This is a genomic window from Neptunomonas sp. XY-337 (assembly GCF_004959845.1).
Classification (GTDB): domain Bacteria; phylum Pseudomonadota; class Gammaproteobacteria; order Pseudomonadales; family Balneatricaceae; genus Neptunomonas; species Neptunomonas marina.
Map to the genome: position 1 here is coordinate 601906 of NZ_SPLL01000001.1, position 23643 is coordinate 625548.

General features: G+C 50.3%; 25 protein-coding genes. 9 read left to right on the forward strand and 16 right to left on the reverse strand.

The features are described from left to right. The first annotated feature begins 224 nt into the window (after nucleotides 1-224). Together thiS and E4L36_RS03055 are read left to right on the forward strand one after the other, a co-directional pair. A complete protein-coding gene (gene thiS / locus E4L36_RS03050) occupies nucleotides 225-428 on the forward strand; it encodes a sulfur carrier protein ThiS (RefSeq protein ID WP_206052589.1) in 204 nt (67 codons plus the stop codon). A gap of 2 nt (nucleotides 429-430) precedes the next feature. Then, the gene (locus E4L36_RS03055) at nucleotides 431-1213 is read left to right on the forward strand and encodes a thiazole synthase (RefSeq protein ID WP_136679160.1); all 783 of its coding nucleotides are present in this window, start codon (nucleotides 431-433) and stop codon (nucleotides 1211-1213) included. 43 nt (nucleotides 1214-1256) lie between these two features. On the opposite strand, the gene E4L36_RS03060 is transcribed toward E4L36_RS03055, so the two are convergent. Both E4L36_RS03060 and E4L36_RS03065 read right to left on the reverse strand, forming a co-directional pair. Then, the gene (locus E4L36_RS03060) at nucleotides 1257-1547 is read right to left on the reverse strand and encodes an antibiotic biosynthesis monooxygenase (RefSeq protein ID WP_136679161.1); all 291 of its coding nucleotides are present in this window, start codon (nucleotides 1545-1547) and stop codon (nucleotides 1257-1259) included. A gap of 146 nt (nucleotides 1548-1693) precedes the next feature. Further along, the gene (locus tag E4L36_RS03065; protein WP_136679162.1) at nucleotides 1694-3322 is read right to left on the reverse strand and encodes a BCCT family transporter; all 1629 of its coding nucleotides are present in this window, start codon (nucleotides 3320-3322) and stop codon (nucleotides 1694-1696) included. 460 nt (nucleotides 3323-3782) lie between these two features. On the opposite strand from E4L36_RS03065, the gene E4L36_RS03070 reads away from it, so the two are divergent. The 3 genes from E4L36_RS03070 to E4L36_RS03080 all read left to right on the forward strand — a co-directional run bounded on the left by E4L36_RS03070 (nucleotide 3783) and on the right by E4L36_RS03080 (nucleotide 7399). Beyond that, a complete protein-coding gene (locus E4L36_RS03070) occupies nucleotides 3783-4907 on the forward strand; it encodes a ring-hydroxylating oxygenase subunit alpha (RefSeq protein WP_169051455.1) in 1125 nt (374 codons plus the stop codon). Nucleotides 4908-4976: 69 nt separating this feature from the next. Continuing rightward, entirely contained in the window at nucleotides 4977-6425 is a 1449-nt protein-coding gene (locus E4L36_RS03075; protein ID WP_136679163.1) for an NAD-dependent succinate-semialdehyde dehydrogenase, read from the forward strand. Between the two features lie 23 nt (nucleotides 6426-6448). Continuing rightward, nucleotides 6449-7399 (forward strand): PDR/VanB family oxidoreductase, encoded by a 951-nt coding sequence (locus E4L36_RS03080; protein WP_136679164.1) that lies wholly within the window; start codon nucleotides 6449-6451, stop codon nucleotides 7397-7399. Here E4L36_RS03080 and E4L36_RS03085 read toward each other — a convergent pair whose 3' ends face one another. Together E4L36_RS03085 and E4L36_RS03090 are read right to left on the reverse strand one after the other, a co-directional pair. After that, a complete protein-coding gene (locus E4L36_RS03085) occupies nucleotides 7400-8287 on the reverse strand; it encodes a helix-turn-helix transcriptional regulator (RefSeq protein WP_136679165.1) in 888 nt (295 codons plus the stop codon). Between the two features lie 13 nt (nucleotides 8288-8300). Continuing rightward, the gene (locus E4L36_RS03090) at nucleotides 8301-9212 is read right to left on the reverse strand and encodes a LysR substrate-binding domain-containing protein (protein ID WP_136679166.1); all 912 of its coding nucleotides are present in this window, start codon (nucleotides 9210-9212) and stop codon (nucleotides 8301-8303) included. Nucleotides 9213-9311: 99 nt separating this feature from the next. Between E4L36_RS03090 and E4L36_RS03095 the strand changes: the two genes are divergently transcribed. Beyond that, nucleotides 9312-10379 carry a tartrate dehydrogenase gene (locus E4L36_RS03095; protein WP_136679167.1) on the forward strand — a complete coding sequence of 356 codons (1068 nt, stop codon included), beginning with the start codon at nucleotides 9312-9314 and terminating at the stop codon, nucleotides 10377-10379. A 44-nt stretch (nucleotides 10380-10423) separates the two neighbouring features. Here E4L36_RS03095 and kdsB read toward each other — a convergent pair whose 3' ends face one another. The 6 genes from kdsB to E4L36_RS03125 are packed head-to-tail and all read right to left on the reverse strand — an operon-like array spanning nucleotide 10424 to nucleotide 15730. Further along, the gene (gene kdsB / locus E4L36_RS03100; RefSeq protein WP_136679168.1) at nucleotides 10424-11182 is read right to left on the reverse strand and encodes a 3-deoxy-manno-octulosonate cytidylyltransferase; all 759 of its coding nucleotides are present in this window, start codon (nucleotides 11180-11182) and stop codon (nucleotides 10424-10426) included. 1 nt (nucleotide 11183) lies between these two features. Continuing rightward, nucleotides 11184-11381 carry a Trm112 family protein gene (locus E4L36_RS03105; RefSeq protein ID WP_127692687.1) on the reverse strand — a complete coding sequence of 66 codons (198 nt, stop codon included), beginning with the start codon at nucleotides 11379-11381 and terminating at the stop codon, nucleotides 11184-11186. Further along, the gene (gene lpxK / locus E4L36_RS03110; protein ID WP_136679169.1) at nucleotides 11374-12375 is read right to left on the reverse strand and encodes a tetraacyldisaccharide 4'-kinase; all 1002 of its coding nucleotides are present in this window, start codon (nucleotides 12373-12375) and stop codon (nucleotides 11374-11376) included. Before lpxK ends, E4L36_RS03105 begins: the two co-directional genes overlap by 8 nt. A gap of 3 nt (nucleotides 12376-12378) precedes the next feature. Beyond that, nucleotides 12379-12801 carry a biopolymer transporter ExbD gene (locus tag E4L36_RS03115; RefSeq protein ID WP_127692685.1) on the reverse strand — a complete coding sequence of 141 codons (423 nt, stop codon included), beginning with the start codon at nucleotides 12799-12801 and terminating at the stop codon, nucleotides 12379-12381. 12 nt (nucleotides 12802-12813) lie between these two features. Beyond that, complete coding sequence (locus E4L36_RS03120; protein ID WP_127692684.1) at nucleotides 12814-13437, reverse strand: MotA/TolQ/ExbB proton channel family protein; 624 nt, start codon at nucleotides 13435-13437, stop codon at nucleotides 12814-12816. A gap of 58 nt (nucleotides 13438-13495) precedes the next feature. After that, nucleotides 13496-15730 (reverse strand): DNA internalization-related competence protein ComEC/Rec2, encoded by a 2235-nt coding sequence (locus tag E4L36_RS03125; protein ID WP_136679170.1) that lies wholly within the window; start codon nucleotides 15728-15730, stop codon nucleotides 13496-13498. Between the two features lie 73 nt (nucleotides 15731-15803). Between E4L36_RS03125 and E4L36_RS03130 the strand changes: the two genes are divergently transcribed. Next, nucleotides 15804-16307 carry a DUF2062 domain-containing protein gene (locus E4L36_RS03130; RefSeq protein ID WP_136679171.1) on the forward strand — a complete coding sequence of 168 codons (504 nt, stop codon included), beginning with the start codon at nucleotides 15804-15806 and terminating at the stop codon, nucleotides 16305-16307. Between the two features lie 2 nt (nucleotides 16308-16309). Here E4L36_RS03130 and lolD read toward each other — a convergent pair whose 3' ends face one another. Together lolD and E4L36_RS03140 are read right to left on the reverse strand one after the other, a co-directional pair. Then, nucleotides 16310-16996, reverse strand: a complete 687-nt coding sequence (lolD, locus tag E4L36_RS03135; RefSeq protein ID WP_136679172.1) for a lipoprotein-releasing ABC transporter ATP-binding protein LolD — start codon at nucleotides 16994-16996, stop codon at nucleotides 16310-16312. Then, nucleotides 16989-18233 carry a lipoprotein-releasing ABC transporter permease subunit gene (locus tag E4L36_RS03140; RefSeq protein ID WP_136679173.1) on the reverse strand — a complete coding sequence of 415 codons (1245 nt, stop codon included), beginning with the start codon at nucleotides 18231-18233 and terminating at the stop codon, nucleotides 16989-16991. Before E4L36_RS03140 ends, lolD begins: the two co-directional genes overlap by 8 nt. A gap of 228 nt (nucleotides 18234-18461) precedes the next feature. On the opposite strand from E4L36_RS03140, the gene E4L36_RS03145 reads away from it, so the two are divergent. Together E4L36_RS03145 and E4L36_RS03150 are read left to right on the forward strand one after the other, a co-directional pair. Continuing rightward, nucleotides 18462-19295 (forward strand): hypothetical protein, encoded by an 834-nt coding sequence (locus E4L36_RS03145; RefSeq protein ID WP_136679174.1) that lies wholly within the window; start codon nucleotides 18462-18464, stop codon nucleotides 19293-19295. Nucleotides 19296-19327: 32 nt separating this feature from the next. Then, complete coding sequence (locus E4L36_RS03150) at nucleotides 19328-19606, forward strand: hypothetical protein (RefSeq protein WP_136679175.1); 279 nt, start codon at nucleotides 19328-19330, stop codon at nucleotides 19604-19606. Nucleotides 19607-19662: 56 nt separating this feature from the next. On the opposite strand, the gene sthA is transcribed toward E4L36_RS03150, so the two are convergent. The 4 genes from sthA to nqrF are packed head-to-tail and all read right to left on the reverse strand — an operon-like array spanning nucleotide 19663 to nucleotide 23628. Beyond that, nucleotides 19663-21063, reverse strand: a complete 1401-nt coding sequence (gene sthA / locus E4L36_RS03155) for a Si-specific NAD(P)(+) transhydrogenase (protein WP_127692677.1) — start codon at nucleotides 21061-21063, stop codon at nucleotides 19663-19665. Between the two features lie 59 nt (nucleotides 21064-21122). Further along, the gene (nqrM, locus tag E4L36_RS03160) at nucleotides 21123-21362 is read right to left on the reverse strand and encodes a (Na+)-NQR maturation NqrM (RefSeq protein ID WP_136679176.1); all 240 of its coding nucleotides are present in this window, start codon (nucleotides 21360-21362) and stop codon (nucleotides 21123-21125) included. A 7-nt stretch (nucleotides 21363-21369) separates the two neighbouring features. Next, a complete protein-coding gene (locus E4L36_RS03165) occupies nucleotides 21370-22395 on the reverse strand; it encodes an FAD:protein FMN transferase (protein ID WP_136679177.1) in 1026 nt (341 codons plus the stop codon). A 6-nt stretch (nucleotides 22396-22401) separates the two neighbouring features. Then, a complete protein-coding gene (nqrF, locus tag E4L36_RS03170; protein ID WP_127692674.1) occupies nucleotides 22402-23628 on the reverse strand; it encodes an NADH:ubiquinone reductase (Na(+)-transporting) subunit F in 1227 nt (408 codons plus the stop codon). Between the last annotated feature and the right edge of the window lie 15 nt (nucleotides 23629-23643).

The window sequence follows — 23643 nt, forward strand, 5'->3', positions numbered from 1 at the left end:
GATCAGAGGTTTTGCACCATAAGGGGGCGCTCGATACTGATCTTGTGATACCGAATAAGCTAACGAGACGCACCACTTAGCCGTTAGAACCAGTTTTATTTGCAATATGATGCCAGCGCTGGACTCACTTCCCGCCAACATCTGGATCTTCGTCATATCCGCGTTTTTATCGACCATGACGCTAGCCCTATTCCGGCAATAATAAAAATGAGGAGGTCAGTGATATGATCCGTCTTACCGTAAATGGCGAACCTGTACGGGTTCAGCAAGCCAACAATGTGGCTGAACTTCTCAGCACACTGAACCTTCACGAAAAGCGTGTCGCCGTGGAGATCAATAGCGAAATCATCCCCCGCAGCGAACACCCGACAACGCGCGTCCGTGAGGGTGATCGCGTTGAAATTGTGCGTGCCATCGGAGGGGGCTAACCATGTCTAGCGATCGACTAAATGTTGGTACTTATAACTTCCAATCACGTTTGATGGTGGGTACGGGCAAGTACCGCGACCTTGACGAAACGCGCTTAGCAATTGAAGCCAGCGGTGCGGAAATTGTCACGGTTGCGCTACGCCGCACCAATATTGGGCAGAACCCTAACGAGCCGAGCTTGTTGGATGTGATCTCTCCAGAGCGATACTGCATTCTGCCCAACACGGCGTTCTGCTATACCGCAGACGAGGCGGTGCGTACTTGTCGACTCGCCCGTGAGTTGCTAGACGGGCATGACTTAGTCAAACTTGAGGTGCTGGGTGACGATAAAACCCTCTATCCCAACGTAACAGAGACTCTTGCCGCAGCAGAAACGTTGATAAAAGACGGCTTTCAAGTGATGGTTTATACCAGTGATGACCCTTTGATCGCGAAGCGTTTAGAGGAGATGGGCTGCGTTGCCGTTATGCCGCTCGGCGCGCCTATCGGCTCTGGACTCGGCATCCGCAACCCTCATAATATCGCCTTAATCCTTGAAAACGCTAAGGTCCCAATCATCGTTGATGCAGGGGTCGGCACCCCTTCTGATGCCACTGTCGCGATGGAGCTTGGCTGTGATGGCGTTCTTATGAACAGTGCGATTGCCCATGCGGACCAACCTGTTTCGATGGCAGAAGCGATGAAACTGGCTGTGGAAGCAGGACGTGCTGGCTACCTCGCAGGTCGTATGCCAGCAGCCACCTATGGACGTGCATCATCACCGCGTAGCGGGCTGATCGGTTGATCTCAACCTATGCGGCGCTCTGGAAAGGCGCCGCGCATCCACGCTAAGACGATTGATAACGTCGTGCTACCTCAACCACTTCAACTTGATAGTGTTCATACCAGCGTTGCGCTCCTATCTTTTGTGCCTCGGCATGAATCGGATCGTCGCGCCAACGCTTGATATCCTCAAGGCTAGACCAGTAGGAGATGGCGATCTCATTGTCGCCCTCTGTCAGCGCGGTGAAATCGAGGCAATGATAGGACTCAAAAGCGAGTGCTCTGAGCTTGGCGGCCATCTCACCATACTCGTCATCAAGATGGCGCAACTTGGCACGAAAAATAACAGCGTACATTTGAAGGGGCTCCTAGCCAGCAAACGGATGACTTCCATTATAAGCCAGCTAGCAGCACGATAGGTACCGAGGAAAAACGATACCTCTGCCGCCGACAAGTGGGCAGAGGTACCTAAAAAGGGCGGCACTATGCGCCCGGGGCGAGATTACGCTGGCTTGTCCACCGCGACATCAGATGCTTCATTTGGCAAGTGAGTCACTTGGATAGCCTTGTTTTCTTTTTCACACATGGCTAGTGCTTTGGGCGCTAGGTCTTGACCGAAATCTTGATAAGCCCAACGCAACATCGAAGCGGCCATAATGATCAAGACAGGAATCATCGGTAGCGCGACAAGAATGGTAGAAGTTTGCACAGCCTTCAGTCCGCCAACCGACAGCAGTCCTACCCCTACAAACGCTAGCAAGATCGTCCACATGATGCGGTTCCAACGCTCAGGCTCTTGATAGCCTGTGATCTCCTTCGTACAGATCGCAGCAAGCATGTAAGCAGAAGAGTCAACGGTCGTTGCTAAGAACACAAAGCACAACAGTGTGAACACTGGGATAATAATACTCGCCGCTGGCAAGCTCTGGAGCACAGCAACGACTGTCGCTGGAATACCGCCCTCATTGAGCACAGCTTGTAGATCAACACGCCCAGAGACATCGGTATCTATCGCATAGCCGCCCCAGATTGCGAAGAACGCCCAGCAGCCGATACTGCCCCAAACAACTCCATTGATAATCAGCTCTTTGATGGTACGGCCACGGGAGATACGTGCCACAAACAGCCCCATCATCGGTGCGTAAGCGATCCACCATGCCCAGTAAAAGATCGTCCAACCTTCTGGGAAACCACCTTTATCTACCGGATCTGTCCAGAAGTTGATTCGGAAGAAGTTATCCATAAACAGACCAAAGCTGTTTGACCACAGGTTCAGTAGGAATACGGTAGAGCCTGCGAAAAGAACGAAAACCAACAAAATAAACGCCAGCATCGCATTGATGTTCGAGAGCGTCTGAATACCTTTGTTCAAACCGTTGTATACGCTCCACGCGATCATCAGTGTCCACGCCGCTAAGATCGCCATCTGGAGTAGGAACGAATCCTCTAACCCAAACATCGCTTGGAACAGCTCGGAAACCAGTGGCACAGAAAGGCCCAACGAAGTACCCACACCGCCAACGATAGAGAAGATCACGATGATATCGATCACTTTACCCACAGGGCCATCAACTAGATCACCCAAGATACCTCGGCATGCTTCACTCAAGCGCAGTACGTGCACCTTGCGAACATACAACGCGTAACCGATAGGTAGCGCTGGCATCAAATATAGTGCCCAAGGTACAACACCCCAGTGGAACATTGGATACATCGCAGCCCATTCAGCAGCTGCCGGCGTATTCGGCTCTACACCCAATGGAGGGCCAGATAGGAAGTACAGTGGCTCAACGAATGCCCAGTTACAGATAGAGATACCGATACCTGCGCAAAACAGCATCGTAATCCAAGAGAACTTCTTGAATTCAGGCTGGTCTTCAGGACCACCCAGCTTGATCTTTCCTAATGGTCCGAATGCGAGCCACACCATGAAGAAAAAACTGCCAATCCCAGTTAGCAAATAAAGCCAACCGAAGTTGCCAGTGAACCAGCTAAGCAGTCCGCTCACGACTGCCTTTCCGGCAACAGGGTTTAGAGCCAGTGGGATGCTCGCCGCCAATATTGCGAGTACCGCAGGCCACAGGATGGCGGGGTCTACCGCCATTTTCTTGTCTTCTTTAACCACACTCATTTGGATTACCTGTTTTTATATTTAAAAGTGGTTTGCTCTCAACACCGTCCCGCAGTTGGGCGTGAAAGCGGATTGTGCAACACAGGCACAGCTACACCAGATGCCTCCTGCATCGCGTGGGCCGTTTTAATTGTTAAAGATCCCTCAAAACTCAGTTGTCTAGCGAAAAACCAACCTTTTGGTTAACAAATCACAAAAACCAAGCACATATAAACCTGAGGTTTACAAAGATATTCTTCTCTATTGATCTCTGTCAACAAAAAATATCAACATATTTCAGCCACATACCCAAGAATCTCCGGAAATATGGGGCTGATGCGCACGGCTATTCATATATATAGCCATGTAAACAACGATAAATATCAGTTTACTTTTTACTTGACCTCAGTCAAAGAGGTGCCTATCATCACGCCAAAGTAAACCACGAGTTTACATAATAAAAATATCTGTGGAGCCAATCATGACTGTTGAGCAAATTATCCGTATTGAAGACCACCAAGACATCGACAACGCATGGACTATTCCGGCGCGCTACTATACATCCGAAGAAGCCTACGAATTCGAAAAAGAGAAGATCTTTGCAAACTCTTGGGTATGCGTCGCTCACAGTAGCGAAGTGGCGGATAAAAACGCCTACATCACGCGTGAAATCATTGGTGAAAGCCTAATCATCGTGCGCGGCCGCGATAAGGTATTACGCGGGTTCTACAATGTTTGCCCACACCGTGGACACCAGCTAATGAGCGGTACCAGCGGCAAGGCAAAAAATGTTATTACTTGTCCTTACCACGCTTGGGCGTTCAAACTGGACGGCGAGCTTGCTCACGCAACAAACTGCGAAAACGTAAACAACTTCGAGCATGAGGCGCTAGGCTTAACACCGTTCCATGTCACAGAGCATGCTGGCTTCATCTACATCAACCTCACCGAAGGCGAGCCTCAACCGATTGAAGAGCAACTGCCAGGTCTTGCCGAGCATATGAACAGCCGTATGCCAAACATCAAAGACCTGAAGCTAGCGGCACGTTTCGTTAGCCATACACCGGCCAACTGGAAAGCGATCGTGGATAATTATATCGAGTGCTACCACTGCCCTACGAACCACGTCAGTTTCGCAAGCTCTGTCAACGTTGATGTCTACGAGCACGTTTTGAATGAGAACTGGACGGTTCAAATTGGCGAAGCCAAACCGTCAGATAGCTCATTCCAGTTTGACGATTCTCTTGAGAATCCAAACTTTACAGGCTACTGGATCTGGCCTTGCACTATGTTCAACATGCCTCCTGGCGGCGACTTCATGACGGTGATCTACGAGTTCCCGGTCAGCGCGGGTGAAACCTTGCAGCACTACGAGATCTACTTCCTCAACGAAGAGCTGACGCAATACCAAAAAGATCTCGTGGAATGGTACCGTGACGTATTCCGCCCAGAAGATTTACGTCTTGTCGAGAGCGTTCAGCGTGGTCTGCAATCGCGCGGTTACCGTGGCCAAGGCCGCATCATGACAGACCGTCAACGCAGCGGTATTAGCGAACACGGTGTTGCGCATTTCCACCACACACTTGCCAAGTGCCACGCAAGCTAATTACGCTGCTCAGAGCATCAACCTAGGTTTGGGCGACACTGCCCAAACCCATTTAGAGGTCATAATAAAATGGATCAATTGAAATCCCCCTCCCTCTTTCGCCAGTCTTGCTATATAAACGGCCAATGGGTCTCTGCCGAGAAGACCATCAATGTTGTCAATCCGGCAAATCAAGCCGCGTTAGGGCAGATTCCGGCACTGCCAACAGATGCAGTTAACTTAGCCGTCGAACAAGCACACGGCGCGATGGATGCATGGCGCGCACAAACAGGCAAGCAGCGTGCTGCCCTACTGCGCCGCTGGTTTAACTTAATTGAAGAAAATGCCGATGATCTAGCGCTAATCATGACCCTAGAGCAAGGCAAGCCGCTACATGAAGCCAAAGGCGAGATCCTATATGCAGCGTCTTTCATCGAGTGGTTTGCTGAAGAAGGTAAGCGTATTTACGGCGATACTATCCCGCAAACGGTAGCAAGCACGCGGATCACAACGCTTAAACAGCCAATCGGTGTATGTAGTGCGATCACACCATGGAACTTCCCTGCGGCCATGATCACACGCAAAGCGGCACCAGCACTAGCAGCAGGCTGCACCATTGTGATCAAACCTGCCACTGAAACGCCATTCACAGCACTCGCGCTGGCTGAGCTTGCCGATCAAGCGGGCATTCCTGCCGGTGTATTTAATGTGGTAACGGGTGATTCCCGCGCCATTGGTGGGGTACTAACCTCCCACCCACTCATCAGCAAATTCTCGTTCACAGGTTCCACACCCGTGGGACGCTTACTTGCCGAGCAGTGCGCTTCCACCATCAAGAAAACCTCGCTTGAGCTGGGCGGTAACGCACCTTTCATCGTCTTTGATGATGCTGATGTCGACAAGGCGGTTGCTAGCGGTATCGCAGCAAAGTTTCGTAACGGTGGCCAAACATGCGTATGCGTAAACCGCTTCTATATTCACAGCGATGTTTACGATGAGTTCTTAACAAAGTTCACTGCCAAAGTCGCGCAACTTAACGTTGGTAATGGTGCAGAAGCGGGCACCGATATTGGCCCAATGATCACATCAAAAGCGATTCAGGATATGCAAGCGCTAGTCGATGACGCTCTAGAGCGCGGCGCCAAGCAGATCATCCTTGGTAACGAGATTGAAGAACACGGCAACTTCTTCAATCCCAAGGTGTTGGTTGATGTTGATCACTCGATGCGTATCGCAAACGAGGAGATCTTTGGCCCCGTAGCGACGCTGATCCGATTTGATAGCGAAGAGGAAGTGCTCAAGATGGCTAACGACACGATCTACGGCTTGGCATCTTACTTCTTCTCGAACGATATTCGTCGCGTGACACGGGTTGCGGAACGTATTGAGAGCGGCATGGTGGGTATCAACACGGGCATCATCTCCAACGAGGTTGCACCCTTTGGTGGCGTCAAGCAATCAGGCCTTGGGAGAGAAGGCTCTAAATACGGTATCGAAGACTACCTAGAACTGAAGTATCTCTGTCTCGACGTAGACTGAGCGCAATAAAGAGGACACCTGCAATGTCACACAAAAAAGTGGCCGTCGAAGTTAGTCGCATCGAGCAGCTTACCCCGACCATCAAGTTGTTTGAGTTCACGCCCATTGGCGCTGAGCCACTACCTCCGTTTAGTGCAGGTAGTCATATTACAGTGGATATGAGCGACGAGCTTAGCCGTTCATATTCGCTGATCAATGCGCCCATGTCGCCTAAGGCTTACGAGATCGCTGTGCTTCTTGATGAGCAGTCGAAAGGTGGCTCCGCTTATATGCATAGTGAGATCGCCGTGGGAACACAGCTAACCGTCTCGGAGGCGGCTAACTTTTTCCCGCTAGCACAAGAGCAGGACAGCAAGCATATCCTGATCGCAGGCGGCATCGGTATCACACCGTTTATGTCTTACCTCTATGAGTTGGAGTTGCTTGGTGCCGATTTCGAGCTGCATTACTGTTTTCGTGATGCAGCCAATGCAGCCTTCATTGATGAACTAAAAGCACGAATTGGCGATAAGCTCTTCACATACGAACAGTCGGCTGACCAACGCTTGGATGTTGCGGGCCTGATTGCCAAAAACGCTGGCAATAGCCACGTCTATGTTTGCGGCCCACAGCCATTGATCGATGATGTGGTTGCCAACGGCAATAATGTTCTGGGTGAAGAACGTACTCACTACGAGCTATTTGGCGAAGCACAGAGTAGCGGCGGTGCTTTCGAAGTGCACTTCCAACGCTCCGGCTTTAGCTTGGATGTTGGCGAGAACATGTCGATACTGCAAGCGATTGAGGCGGACAGCCGCATCAAAATCGAGTGCTTATGCCGCAATGGCGTCTGCGGCACTTGCGAGACAACCATCTTAGAAGGTGAAGCGGACCACCGTGATAGCTATCTCGATGATGAGGAGCAGGAGGCGCAAGAGACGATGATGGTTTGCGTATCTCGCGCCAAAGGCAAGCGTATTGTGCTTGATCTGTAGTTAATCGATTTCAAGCATAAGATAGGACTTTCCATCGTCATGCATATGGCGATGGATCGTCATTTCAATACCTTCAAACGACAGCATCGCAGGCTGCTGCGCGGTTTCGCCAAATAGATCAGGATACTGCATCACCGCTTTGTAGATCAGTGACTGTAGCTCTAAAAACGAGAATGCTTGGTGGCTATCTGCTAAGTTAGTCTCGATGATCTCTCCGGCTTGATCCGTAAATAGCACCAGCGAAGACATCCGCGACAACAACAGCTTTAAGAAACCACGATCACGCTTGAGCGCTAATTCAGCGAGCTTGCGCTCCGTATTGTCGATGCTAATACCCACAAGACGAGTAATCTTTCCGTTCTCACCCGTTACGCCAGCAGCCCGTGAGGTAATCCAGCGGCGTTGCCCACCCACTTGCAGTGCAAAGTCCATTTCATGGGCGCCTCCCTCTTGGATGATCTTCTGGTATCCGGCGTTAAGCTTCTCTCTAGCTTGCTCGCCCATCAGTTGCCAATAGTCTTGGTTACTGTCGATGCGAATTCCGTATACGCGCTCAACATTATCGGAGTAAACCACACGATCAGTCAGTAGATCCCACTCCCAAAAAACGATCTCTGCCGAATCTTGAAGGTGCACTTCATTGATGCCTTCATGACTTGCTGAAAATACAGGAGTGTTATTCTCTTGCTGGCCATACTTCAGCCAGATCATATCCACGTCGAGAAACTCAGCCAGCCGCTCCAAATTGGTATCATCAATCATACCGCCCTTGGTCCACTTATTGACGGCTGTGCGCGATAACCCCAATTCGCTAGCAACACGCGTTTGGCTAATTTTTTTCTTTTTAATCAGTTTAAGCAGGCGATCACTAAAGCCTGTATCTTGCATATATCCTCCCTGGTTAGGAACGTTGACACGGTAGACGCTGCTGCAGGAACATCGCTAAGCTTTCAATAATCAGCTTGAGTCCAGTATTGGCTCTCGCTTCATTGGCATACACCGCAAAAATATCAGCCGGCTGCGACCACTCTGGCATTACCTGCACCAGCTCACCCTGCTGGAGCTCCTGAAACACATTCCAAATAGAACGAAGCATGATCCCTTCCCCACTGAGGCACCACTCTTTTGCAACGTAACCATGGTTAACAACGAGTTTACCGCTGGGCTCCATGGCAACTGTCTCATCACCCCGGTGAAGCTCCCAAACCACACGGCTATGCTGACGTTCACGAATCGCAATGCAGGTATGAGCAGCCTCAAGCTCTTTAGGTGACTGCGGCAAACCGTGCGAAGAGATATAACTCGGGGCCGCACACAAAACTCGTGTGTTTACGCCAATCCGCCGCGCGATATGGTTATCCGGCAAAGGGCCACCGATGGCGATATCGAGATCAATGCCTTCAGTAACGATATCTATGGCCCGATCGATCAAGACCAGATCAATACTCAGGTTGGGATATTGTTCCCGCAGCGCCAGTACAAACGGGTTGAGATAAGTCATGCCGAATCCACTGCTACAACTGATTCGATATCTACCCTCAGGTGCCACTTCATTCACCGCACCTTGCATAGCGAGCGCAGTTTCGAGCAGCGCTTCAGCATGAATGACCGCAGCTCTCCCCTCTCGCGTTAGGCTTACAGCACGCGCTGCACGATGAAAAAGATGGCAGCCTAGCTGCTCTTCGAGCACCTTAATCCGCTTCGAGATATAAGCAGGGGATACTTCCAGTAGATCCGCCGCTTTTTTAAAGCTCAGTTGACGAGCACACACCGTAAACACACGTATGTCCTCAAGAGCAGGCAATCGATTCACGATTCGTAAACTCTGAGATTACACTTAGAGTCTCCATCATAACAGACGGATAATTAAACTAAAGCGCATCACATAGTGGCATCGACAAAAGGATCAAAAATGCGCGAGTTCAATATTGCTGTGATACCGGGTGACGGTATTGGCAAAGAGGTTATCCCTGAGGGAATTAAAGCACTTGAAGCAGCCACCGCTGCCTTTGGTATCCAGCTAACCTTCACATGGTTCGACTGGTCTTGCGAAACCTATCACCAAACCGGCAAGATGATGCCAGACAATGGCTTGGAAATTCTCAAAACCTTCGATGCGATCTACTTAGGGGCAGTAGGTTTCCCCGGCGTTCCAGACCACATCTCGCTATGGGGACTACTCTTACCGATACGTCGCGAGTTTGATCAGTACGTTAATTTACGCCCCGTACGCTTATTCGAAGGTCTTGCATCGCCACTGGCCAATAAAGCGCCTGGAGATATCGACTTCTATGTTGTGCGCGAAAATGTTGAGGGAGAGTATTCCAATATTGGCGGCGTACAGTACCCGGGAAGCGACAATGAAGTTGTGGTTCAGCAGAGTGTTTTCACTCGTAAGGGGACTGACCGTATCATCAAGTACGCATTCGAGCTTGCCCAACAGCGTGATAAGCATTTGAGCTCCGCTACAAAATCGAATGGTTTGTATCACTCAATGCCTTACTGGGATAGCCGCGTGGAAGCCATCACTGCCGACTACCCTGAGGTAAATGTTGATCATTTTCATATTGATATCTTTTGTGCCAACCTCGTACGCATGCCAGAGTTCTACGATGTCATCGTTGGCTCAAATCTGTTTGGGGATATCCTCTCTGACCTTGGGCCAGCTTGCACCGGAACCATCGCAATCGCGCCCTCGGCCAACATCAACCCAGATAAAACGTTCCCATCTATGTTTGAGCCGGTGCACGGTTCCGCGCCCGACATTGCAGGGCAAAATATCGCAAACCCGATCGGTACTGTTTGGGCTGGCGCGATGATGCTGCAACATCTCGGTTGCGACGATGTGCACGATGTAATGATGGCAGCCATCGAGGAAGTGATTCAGCGCCAAGAATCTCTCACCAGAGACATGGGTGGCATAGCCTCTACGCAAGAGCTAGGTGACGCCATCGTAGCGGCCATCGGAAATCATCGCTAAGCCAAGGCAGATATCAAAAAAAACGCCCGATAACGGGCGTTTTTCTATTTTTGCAGCAGCGCTCGTAAACGCTCTAAATCCTCCGGAGTGTCCACTCCCGGCGGCGGCAATTCATCAGCCACAGCAACATGAATACGCTGACCGTTCCACATGGCGCGCAATTGCTCTAGTGACTCGGTGGTCTCAATGGGAGCGGGCTGCCAACGCACAAACTCGTTTAGCATTTTCACACGATATGCATAGATTCCGATGTGACGTTGCCAGTTAAAGCCATCCGGCATTTCGGTCTTAGACTGGGCAAACGCATCACGCGGCCACGGGATCGGCGCGCGACTAAAATAGAGCGCCATACCACGCGCATCCGCGACGACTTTCACCACATTCGGATTTAACAGCGTATCAATATCTTCGATCGGCTCTGACAGTGTTGCTATCGATGCTTCGGGTTCAGCTTTCAAGTTGTGGGCAACTTGGTTAATGACCCGTGGCGGGATCAGTGGCTCATCGCCCTGCACATTCACTACAATATCGTCAGCATAGAAGCCAAGCTTCGCGACCACCTCCTGAAGGCGGTCCGTACCAGAGGGGTGATCCTCTCGAGTCATGCACACTTCAGCGCCAAAACTATCGGCAACGTCTGCAATACGCTGATCATCGGTCGCGACAATCACCCTTTCCGCTTCGCTTTGGCACGCGCGATTATAAACGTGCTGAATCATAGGTTGACCGTTAATATCCGCGAGCGGCTTACCCGGAAAACGCGTGGACGCGAAACGTGCAGGAATAATGACACTGAAGCCCATATTAGCTTTCCTTATCTTCTTTTAAGCGCTCTTCCGTCGTTAAAGTACGCGCTTCAGACTCCAACATAACGGGGATATCATCACGAATGGGGTATGCCAGACCACTGGTGCGGCAAATCAACTCATTTGTCTGTGCATTATATTCCACTGGTGCTTTAGACACCGGGCAAGCCAGTATATCTAATAGCTTTTTATCCATGGTTTGCTCTCTCGCTTATCTTCTGTGTTAGCCGTTCAAGCAGATGCGCTTCAAAGCCGTTATCAAACTGCGCATCCACTGGCAAATAGTAGGTCGACTCGGGTAGTTTAAGCGCCCGACACTTAACCGCATCTTTTTCTGTCATGATAACAGGAAGTCCATCATTAAACGCTATATCTTCATCGCGGTAAGGGTGATGATCAGGGAAGCTATGGCGGATAACTTTCAACCCCAGCGCCTCAAGGGCCAAAAAAAAGCGCTCTGGATTACCGATCCCGGCAACGCCATGTACCGATTTTCCCGCCCACTCAGCAACACTAACAGGGAACAGCTCTGCTTGGAGCGGAACGAGCTTTGAAGCCACAAGTACCATACGGGCAGCCTCAGGATAGTTAAAAGCTCCCTGTCCATTAATGATGATAAAGTCGCACTCCGTTAACCGCTGTGCAGGCTCACGTAGTGGGCCAACGGGCAGACAGTGCTGATTACCAAGCCCGCGCTGGCTATCGACAACAGCAATCTCAATATCACGCTGCAACGCGTAATGCTGGAGTCCATCATCACTGATGATCACATCGCACTGAGCTGATTCTAAAAGCGCGCGGCACGCTGCGGGACGATCAGGGTCGATAATAAGGGGAACATCGGTGCGCTGGACAATCATAGTAGGCTCATCGCCCCCGACTTGCGCTGTGCAATCGGCTGTGACCCGATAGGGGACATACGGAGGTTTCGCACCATAACCCCGGCTAACAACGCCAGGGTTATAACCGGCTTGGCGCAGCATTGTAATCAGCGCAACCACAACAGGAGTTTTGCCAGTACCGCCCACCGATATATTACCCACAACGATCACTGGAACAGGCGCTTGCCAAGCGTCAGCCTGCTTCTTAGCGCGCTGACGCTTGGCCAGCGTAACAAAGAGGTACTCAAGCGGAAATAACACCCGCGGCCAGCATGCTCCGCTGTACCACGCGCGCTCTAAAACCCGCATCGCTTACTCGCTCGCTTGTGTCGTGGTGATACTGAGCTTTTCAAAACCAAGCTGGCCAGAAATATCCATTGCAGTCACCACTGACTGGTGAGGCGTTTTAGCATCCGCAGTAATAACAAGCGGTGGTAACTCACCCTCGGTGGTAATGAACTCTTTAATCGCCAGTCGTAGGGTCTCTGCTTGCGTATTCACTAACGGCTTTTCATTGACGCTGTAGTTACCATCGGCGCTAATGACCACCTCGATCGTCTGCGGCTCAACTTCTGTAGAGGGCTCTTCCGAGGATTCAGGCAGGTCTATCTCGAGATGGCTCTCTTTAGTAAAGGTGGTCGAAACCATAAAGAAGATCAGTAGCAAAAACACCACATCAATTAGGGGAGTAAGGTTAACACTAACCTCCTCGCGGCGCTGTCTTTGGAACTTCACAGGCGCTCTCCGCTACTTGCCATTATCAACTTCGCGCTCACCATGCACAGCTTCCACCAGCTTAACGGCTTGCTGCTCCATCTCAACCACTAGAGAGTCAACACGGCGAGAAAAATGGCGGTGAAAAATCAGCGTTGGTATCGCGACAGCTAATCCGGACGCGGTGGTAATCAGTGCCTCTGAGATACCGCCCGCTAAAACCGAAGCGTTACCGGTACCTTGGATCATGATTTCAGTAAAAACTTTAATCATCCCTATGACGGTTCCGAGCAAGCCAAGCAGCGGTGTAATCGCAGCAATCGTACCTAGGGCTGTTAGAAAGCGCTCCATTTCATGGATAACTTGAGTGGCGGCTTCTTGGATACTCTCTTTCATAACCTCGCGGCCATGGCGAGCGTTAGCAAGCCCTGCAGCGATAATACGGCCGAGTGGGCTACCATCTTTGACTTCACGCAGCTTCTCAGGCGTCATGGCGCCGCTCTTCAACAGCGTCCAAACTTCTTTGGTAAGGTGGGGTGGAGTAATATTCTTAGCCCGTAACTCCCATAGGCGCTCCATGCATATCGCTAACGACAAAACCGAACAGCCGATGATTGGAAACATCAGCCAGCCACCAGAGACAATCAACTCAAACACGTTCTAACCTCCCTTCAAGATGCGTAACTTTAGCACAGCAAATGGAATAGTGAAGGAATTAGAATGAGATAGACCAATAACGTGGCCAGCTCTCTCGCCAACTGCTGGCAAGACACCCATCAACACCATTATCACGCAGAGTAATCATGCCGTGGTGATCCGTTCGCCACACCTGAATCTCACGCTGTGTCACTCGCTGCATGACCGATGGATGTGGATGATGATAGGGGTTCATGTAACCCGCGCTGACGATCGCTGCCACGGGCTTGAGCTGATCTAGTAACGCATTGCTCGTGGAGGTTTTACTGCCATGATGCCCGAGGAGCAACCAATCGGTGGGATAGAGCTCGTTTATCAATGAACGCTCGACCGCTTGACCCGCATCACCGGTCAATAATAGCGAACAGGTGTCACTGCGCACTTCCAAAATACAAGACCGATCATTGTTATTGCCTAGCGAAACGCTAGGCACCAGATAGCGAAACTGCACACCACTCCACTGCCATGGTTGAACATGATGGCAAGACACAGCCGCCACACCAATATCGTCTGGCATACCACTCTCGATTTTCGCGACAGGGATACTATCGAGAACATGCTGCGCGCCACCAGCATGATCATTATCCGCATGACTAATAACCAGCTTATCAAGTGATTGTGTGCCACCGGCTTGTAGCGCGGGCAATACGGCGCGCAAGAAGGCTGAACTGCCACTCTTGTAACTACGTCCCGTGTCATACAATAAGGCATGGTCTGATGTTGTGATGAGAACTGATGTGCCCTGCCCCACATCGAAGACCTTTGCTGTGAAGCGCTCAACGGGAGCAGGTTTGCTTGGCTGCAACGCTAAAGACCAGAAGACCACACCGATAAACCGCGTCTGCGAGGCAAGCGGAAGTAGCAATAAGGCCGACCCAAACAGCGCCAATGCCACATCGAATTTAGACAGGTAAATCCCTTCAAACTGCAATTTTTCGCCCTGTATTGCAGCCCAGTGAAGCGCTTGCCAAAACCACTCCAGCCCACTCGCTACAAAATCCATAGGCGATGGAAAATCGGCAATTAGCGCTAAAAATGTACTTAGAAAAAGAGCAGGCAGAAGCAGCATCATAAAAGGAATGGCCGCTAAGTTAACAATAGGGCCCAGTAACGTAAGAGCTCCAAACAGGTGTAGTAGAAACGGAGTGATCACGAGAAAAATAGCGACTTGACTTCTCCATGCCATCGCAAGCCATCGAGAACGACTTTCGTAGCGCTGCTCGGATAGATAGATCAATATCGCGACAGCGGAAAACGATAGCCAAAAACCTGCTTCCCAAAAGGCTAACGGCTGTAGCGAGAGCACCACCGCCATGGATGCCCAAAAACGCCGCCAAAGTGTTGAGCCCCGACTTAACAGCCATCCTCCTAGAAAAACGGCTGCCATTGCCCATGCCCTTATCGTTGGAATGCTGAAGCCTGCCAAGGCGACATAAAGGCCACTAACCACGAGCGCTGAAACGGCCGGCAGTTTATAAAAGCGCCGCACCCCCAGCACAATAAGCAGACTCTGCACTGCTCGGCCCAACCACCACCCAACCGCAACACAGATCCCGATATGCAAACCACTCACGACAACGAGATGCACGGTGCCAGTTGCTCGCATCACTTGCCAATTGGCCTCATTGAAATACTGTTTATCGCCAATGAGTAGGGCTATAACCGTTGCCGAGACCTGTGAAGCCTCTCCATAGCGCTGCTGCAGCATACCGGTGATCGCTTGACGAACCCTGACCAAAGGCGCTGCTCGTTGTTCTATGACCGCATCGACACTGCGTAGATAGCCGACGCCATCAATACCGTTGACTAGCGCCCACCGCTCGAAATCAAACCCACCCGGATTTGCAAAGCCATGCGGCGGCTTGATGGACACTTCCGCTGCTATGATGTCGTTTTGAGTAATCGACTTATCTGGCTGATACCAGCTCAGCATCAATTTGCGGCTCGCTAAGCTAGGCGTGCTATCTGACTGCAAGATCTCTAGGTTAAAGCGAACCACACCGGCTTTATTCACCACAGACGAAGACACCTTCCCCACCACTTGATGCTTACCCGCCTCTAACTCTGTAATACGGCTATCCAGCTGCGTATTTCCAAACCACACAGCAACCGCAATCCCCAGCAATAGCGGCAGGAGTTTAGGATAGTAGTTCCAGATAAGGTATGAGGCAGGCAGAAGTAAAAGGAGCGTCGCGGTCGGTACCAGAGTCGGCATTAACCCAACCAGAAAAATCCCTACAATATATGCGATCATCCTTGATCCTATGTTGGCTATCTAACTGGCGGTGTGCATAATACCCCTATTAATTTTTCCAAAGTATGGAATCATGCCCCGCAAGCTTATAAAAAAGTACCTGCCGGATGAGTCTTCTCTCCGTGAAAACAAGCATCTCAGCTGGTTAGGTTCTAGTCTGCACGACCCTAGCCTTTGGCATTTGACACGCAAGTCAGTTTCGCGCGCTTTTTTGGTGGGCATCTTTTGTGCATTTCTACCCGTACCTTTCCAAATGATTATTGCTGCAGTCTTGGCACTGGTGATAAGGAGCAATATTCCGATCTCGGTCGGACTCGTGTGGCTAACAAACCCCCTAACAATGCCACCTATCTTTTACTTTACCTATTTGGTGGGCTCATATCTCCTGAATACCCCCCCCATGAGTATCGACTTTGATTTGGAGAAGTTGCACCACATACTTGAGCAGATCTGGTGGCCACTTCTGACAGGTTCTGTGTTTTGCGGTGTCGTCTTTGGCGTTATCAGCTACTTTGTCACCAGCTACTTTTGGGTCTGGCATGTGCGGCGCACTTGGTCGCGCCGACGCCTGAAATAGCGTTATTGCGGCGAAAATAGCCCACCATCTCGCAACTCTAATGTCTTATCCATCGTTTTAGCTAACTCTAAGTCATGCGTCACAATGATGAACGAGATGCCTCTCTCAGCATTCAGCTGTTTAATCAACGCTTGTATATCTTGAGCGGTATGGCGATCAAGATTTCCTGTGGGCTCATCCATCAACACACAAGCAGGCTGTGTGACTAGTGCTCGTGCTATGGCCACACGCTGGCGCTCTCCGCCACTAAGCTGTGCTGGCTTATGTTTTACCCGCTCGCTTAACCCGACGGCATTCAGAATTTCGCGCGCAGCGCCTTCTACATCAGTTAAGCCAGTCTGGCGCAGCAGCAAGGGCATGGCAACATTCTCAAGCGCTGTGAACTCAGGTAGCAGATGATGGAACTGATAAACGAACCCTAGCTGCCGATTACGAATACGGGCTCGCTCATGCTCATTCGTTGTGTAGAGGTCTTCGCCACCTACCGTAACGCATCCTGTAGTGGGGGCTTCTAAGCCACCCAAGATATTCAGAAACGTACTCTTTCCCGCTCCTGAGCTACCGATAATAGCGATGCGCTGCCCTTTTTCGACCGAGAACTCGATATTCGCCAGAACTTCCAGTGAAGTACCGGCGTCATGATAGGTTTTACCAACCGCCGAACACGTTAAAACCGGTGAATTACTCATAACGTAGCGCCTCCGCAGGTTGAGTCTTTGAGGCTCGCCACGCAGGATAGAGCGTTGCCACGAAACTAATGATTAACGCCGCCGATGCGATCATACCCACATCCGGCCAGTTGAGCTGAGACGGCAGATAGTTGATGAAGTACACATCAGCCGACAAAAACTCGATACCCAAAAGCTGTTCGATCCATGCAACTAAGTCACTCACCGTCAGCGCAAGCACCACACCCAATAGCGTACCGAGCAACGTGCCGATAAGACCTATCAAAATACCTTGCACCATAAAAATGCGCATAATCAAACCGGGTGTCGCGCCCAATGTGCGCAGAATAGCAATGTCAGATTTCTTATCGGTCACCACCATCACCAACGTAGAAACGATATTAAAAGCGGCCACGAAGACGATCAAAAATAGCAATAAGCCGATCATCTTCTTCTCCATCTGAATCGCTTGGAAGAGATTCCCATGGGTTCGAGTCCAATCGGAGATCAGATAGTAGCCATCAAGGTTTTGTGCAATCTCGCGCACCGCGTGGGGCGCATCGAATAGATTCTCAAAGGAGACGCGGATCCCCTCAACGCCCGCGGGAATTCTTTTCAAACGGGCCGCATCTTTGATGTTGATATAACCAATCGAAGCGTCGAGCTCAGCACCAACGGAGAAAAGCCCAACCACCGTAAAACGTTTTAACCGCGGGTTCACGCCCGCTACACTCACTGATGCTTCGGGCAAGACTAGGGTGACTTTATCTCCGACCTGTACGCCTAAAAAGCGAGCTAACAGATCCCCCATCACGATGCCAAAACGTTGCTCCCCTAGTGCCTCCCAGCTACCTACCACCATATTCTCGGCAACGATGGAGATGTTGGCCTCTGCTTGCGGGTCTACCCCCTGAACGAGCACACCACGCACCTGCCCCGCGTGCGTCAGCATCCCCTGTGCATGAATAAACGGCGCCGTACCGATAACTCGGCCATCTTGTTTGACGCGCTCAGAAGCGGCCTGCCAATCCTCTATCGGCTCGTTGTAGCCAGTAATGGTTGCATGAGGCACCATACCGAGTATGCGGCCACGCAGTTCACGGTCAAAACCATTCATCACTGAAAGCACCACGATTAAGGCGGCTACACCTAGCATCAAACCCAGTGTTGATACGAGAGAGATAAATGAGATGAAGTTGTTGCTTCGCTTGGCAGCGGTATAGCGTAAACCAACGAATAAAGAAAATGGTTTGAACATAATGTGAGGGCTTAAGTAGGCACCTGAGGTTCGCTCTATCAATTACCCCGAAACAACCTCGGAATTTCTCGGGCAACGTAAGTGGATCGCAGCTTAATGACAACCAGTATAACGTCTGCTGAACCAAACAGAAAACAACTCTGTAGAGATTAGCTTACCCATGGATTGAGTATTAAAAAGCGAAATGGTTCAATGAAGTCAATAGGATAGCGATCTTGGGCAAACTTCATGTATAGCGATGTTATTGAGTCTTTCAAACGCATGACGAGCGACCTACAGCGCTTCGCAAGCGCATTTAACACTGAAAAACCTGTCACCAAACTGCTTTGGGAGCCCGTCGCACCTCCTAAAATCGCACTCACCGCCTATACCAACCTATGGCACGAGGCGCACGGCGATGGCAGAGCAACGGAACGCCTGTATGGTGTCGTTGGGTGCTCACCGGACTTACTGGCGCTAGCAAAGCAGGTAAACATATCCAAGACGTTGTTTCAGCAATCCGTCAAAGCCACGCGAGAGCAACAACGCGCCGAAGTGCTCGGCCACTTGAGCGCCATTGAGAACCCAATCCGCACGGCACTCAACTACAACGGGCTGGGACGCCTGCATTTAAAACAGTGCTATCGCTTGCTCCCTATTCTCGACGAGCGACCAGACTCCATTCGCTTTAGCTGGTACACGAGCGGGCGCAGCATCAAAAAGATCACCGCAACCCAATGCTTGGAGCTGCTGTGCCGCTTTGATCAGAGCCAGCCACACATCCAACGGCAACTTGATCTGCTTAAAGCGCTCAGCGACAGCGACGACCTGGCACAAGTACAGGAGCAAAAACCATTAGTGCGGGCAAACTTCGCATGGCGAGTGTCAGAAAACACGTGGCGCAGATCAGCACGCAATTGCCCTCTGCCTATTTTATTACCGCTAGACAACGGCCAGACGCTCCCAAAGCTGAAAGAACCAACGCCTGAACCACCCGAGAGAAGCCGCTCGGTCCGCTCTGACCGGATCATCGAGGATACTCCATTCCTGCCAAGTATACGCGTGCACCGCTATATCGGTTAGACTCTCTCCAGCACATACCTTGGAGAAACAACATGAAACATCAAAAACTCCTACACCATATCGCCACGGGTGCAGGTTTCGCTTTTCTAATTGGCTGGTTTTACGTAGGCAAACTGCTCGGCTTTTTAGACTGGTGCATAACGCTCGCACCTGCCAAATATGAAGGCGCAGCTCTGATGGTAGGTATCTGTGCACTAATGGCACCGGGATTCTTTATTTGGAATGCATATACCCGTCTTATCGAACGCAAACTCGATATCAAAGGGCAGTATTACGAAGACGCATACTACAACTCAGACGAGAAGAAGTAGCTAGAGCGGAGAAGAGAGGCCGCTGTATTGATAACCAACGGCCTTATAATCCAGTGTTACAGATTAGAGATACGGTTTAATCCTGCAATAGCAGCAACACGATAAGCTTCAGCCATTGTCGGGTAGTTAAACGTTGTGTTCACAAAATACTCGATCGTATTTGCGCTACCCTCTTGGCGCATAATCGCCTGTCCAATGTGCACAATCTCAGATGCTTGGTCACCAAAGCAGTGGATGCCCAAAATCTGCAGAGTTTCACGATGGAACAGCAGCTTCAACATACCCACTGGCTGGCCAGAAATTTGCGCACGCGCCGTATCTTTGAAGAACGCCTGTCCTACTTCATAGGGCACACATTCCCGCGTTAGCTCCTCTTCCGTCTTACCGATAGAGCTAATCTCAGGGATCGTATAGATGCCTGTTGGTACCTCATTGATATAACGGAATGTAGGCGATTTCACTAAATCCGCTGCAGCGGAGCGACCTTGATCGAGTGCCGCTGACGCCAAACTTGGCCATCCAATCACGTCACCTACCGCGTAGATATGGTCAACTTCGGTCTTGTACGTTTGATCGACTGCCAACTGGCCCCGTCCGTTTGGCGTAAGACCAGAAGCCTCAATATTCAAGTTATCCGTGTTACCGGTGCGACCATTACACCAAAGGAAAGCATCCGCGCGAATGCGCTTACCAGACTTCAGGTTCAGTACTACGCCGTGATCATCGCCCACGACACTTTCGTACTCTTCGTTGTGGCGAATCTTAACAGCGGTATTACGCAGGTGATAGCTCAATGCATCTGAGATTTCACCATCAAGGAAAGAGAGCAAACGGCTTTGCGTATCGATAAGATCAACTTTCACGCCAAGACCACTGAAGATCGAGCAGTACTCACTACCGATAACGCCCGCCCCGTAAATAATGAGTGTTCGCGGGGTATGGTTAAGCTTCAGAATCGTATCTGAGTTGTAGATGCGAGGGTGAGAGAAATCGATATCAGCCGGGCAGTACGGTCGGGAACCCGTTGCAACTACAATGTTTTCCGCACGCAAAACTTCCTCACCGTTTGATGTACCCGATACCACAATCGTTTTCGGGTCCTGGAACTTCGCATTGCCGAAGTAAACATCAACGCGGTTGCGTGCATAGAAGTTCGTACGCAGCATCACCTGATTCGACATCACCTTTTCAGCACGTTTTAGTACTTTAGGGAAAGAAAACCAGCGCGGCTCGCCGATATCTCGGAACATCGGGTTCGTATTGAACTCAATAATCTGTTTGACCGAATGCCTCAGCGCCTTAGAGGGGATCGTGCCTTTATGAGTACAGTTACCGCCAACGGTATCTTGCTCTTCCACAACGGCGACTCGTTTCCCATGCTTCACCGCATTCATAGCGGCACCTTCTCCAGCTGGTCCAGAGCCTATTACAACGACATCATAGTCATAAACAGCCATTCATTTCCCCTTATGTGAGCACTAAATTTTTTCTTATATCGTGTTACTGCAAACGCCTATTACTTCAGCTCATAGCTGAGCTCGTCGGCTTTTTTTATCTCTTCAATACGACGCGCTTTCTCATCTTCATCGTCGCAAATAGCCTTATCACCGCCACAAATATCACAGGCTGTGTCCATTCCGAGCGATGCCATACCGCCGCATGAGCCAGCAATCGGCTTACGCCCCATCAAAACACCAACAGACATCGCGACAATAATCAGAAGTAGAAAAGCGAAAACTAGAACAAATGTTTCCATAAATACCTCACTGTGCCAGACGCGCTTTAAAGCCTGGCGTCATTAACTCTTCAAAACCGGAGTTGGTTTTGGCAATAAAATATGCGTCTATATCATTAGCAAGAGCGAACGCGTAAGCGCGCTGCTCCCCCATCACCGAAAATGCAGTAGCCAAAGCATCCGCTTCTGCGCATGTTGGCCTCAGAACTGTGACCGATGCCAGCTTGTGGTTAATGGGCTTACCTGTCGCCGGATCAATAGTGTGAGAGTATCTCACACCCGCCTCTTCAAAGTAATTGCGGTAGTCCCCTGATGTGGCGATCGCTACATCGGTGGCCCTCAAGACCTGCTGCACTTGGCGCGAACCCGCCGTAGGGCTTTCGACGGCAACCTTCCAAGGAACATTGTTCGGCTTCATACCTTTTGCACGAAGCTCTCCCCCTATCTCAACTAGATAGCTAGCAACGCCTTTTTTATCGAGCAACTCTGCTACTTTATCGACGGCATAACCTTTCGCAATTGCCGAAAGGTCAACATACAGGCTACTTTGCTTGCGAATAGCGCCCTCTAATATCTGGAGCTTTTGGTAACCAATATTCGCACGCAACGCTGATATTGCCTCATCAGATGGTGCAGAGATAACACGCCCGTCAGGACCGAACCCCCAAAGATTAACCAACGGTCCAACGGTAACATCGAAAGCCCCATCCGTTCGTGAGCTAATATCCTGCGCAAGCTTGAGTACATCTAAAAGAGCATTGGATACCGGAACTGGCTCATCTTGCTCGAAACGGTTAAACCGCGATAACTCAGAGCCCTCGATGTAGGTAGACATCGCCTGATTAATATCTATTAGCAATTGATCCACTTCACTCTGTAGCTGAGCGGCCTGATTCGCATCATGCGCTAACCACTTAATCGAGTATGTGGTGCCCATCGTAGGGCCTGCGACAGACTGAATAGATTCTTTTGTCTCGCTTGAGCAACCAAACAGAAACAAAAAGGCCAGCAGCAGAGCTGCCGGCCGATTTGGGATACGCAAAAAAGCATCCATCAGCGATTAACCACCGAAGTCATCCAAGAAGATGTTTTCACGCTCAACACCAAGGTCGAGCAACATCTGGATTACCGCGGCGTTCATCATTGGCGGTCCACACATGTAATACTCACAATCTTCGGGCGCTTCGTGGTCCTTCAGATACTGCTCGTACAATACATTGTGGATAAAGCCTGTTAGACCATCCCAGTTATCTTCTGGTTGAGGGTCTGAAAGCGCTAAATGCCACTGGAAGTTATCATTCTCATCCGCCAGCATATCGTACTCGTCATTGTAGAAGCACTCACGCAGGGAGCGGGCACCATACCAGAACGAGATCTTACGCTTAGACTTAAGACGCTTAAGCTGATCAAAGATGTGAGAACGCATTGGCGCCATACCAGCACCACCACCGATAAATACCATCTCATTATCCGTATCTTTAGCGAAGAACTCACCAAACGGACCGTAAACGGTAATCGTGTCGCCTGGTTTCAGGTTAAACACGTATGAAGACATTTGACCCGGAGGCAGGTCATCTTTACCTGGAGGCGGAGAAGCAATACGGATATTGAATTTAACAATACCCTTCTCTTCAGGGTAGTTTGCCATTGAGTATGCACGGATAACCGGCTCATCAACTTTGGATACAAACTTCCAAAGATCGAACTTATCCCAGTCGCCACGGTACTCTTCTTCGATATCGAAGTCTTTATAGTTAACGACGTGCGCTGGGGCTTCTAGTTGAACATAACCACCTGCACGGAAGTCAACGTTCTCGCCTTCTGGCAAGCGTAGTGTCAGCTCTTTAATGAAAGTAGCAACGTTAGGGTTAGACTCAACCGTACATTCCCACTTCTTAACACCAAAGATCTCTTCTTCAAGCTCGATATTCATGTCCTGCTTTACAGCAACTTGACATGATAAACGCCAGCCTTCTTTCGCTTCACGCATTGTGAAGTGGGACTCTTCTGTTGGCAGCATTGAACCACCACCATCAAGTACCTGACACTTACACTGTGCACAAGTACCGCCACCACCACATGCAGAAGGTACGAAGATACCTGCGCCAGCCAGTGTCTGAAGCAACTTACCACCAGCAGGTACTGTAATCGCTTTCTCAGGATCATCATTAATGCTGATCGTCACCTCACCTGAGCTGACCAGCTTAGAACGAGCCGCCAAAATTACTGCTACCAGTGCAAGCACCACCACAGTAAACATGACAACTCCAAGAATGATCGTATTCATATTATCAATCCTTCC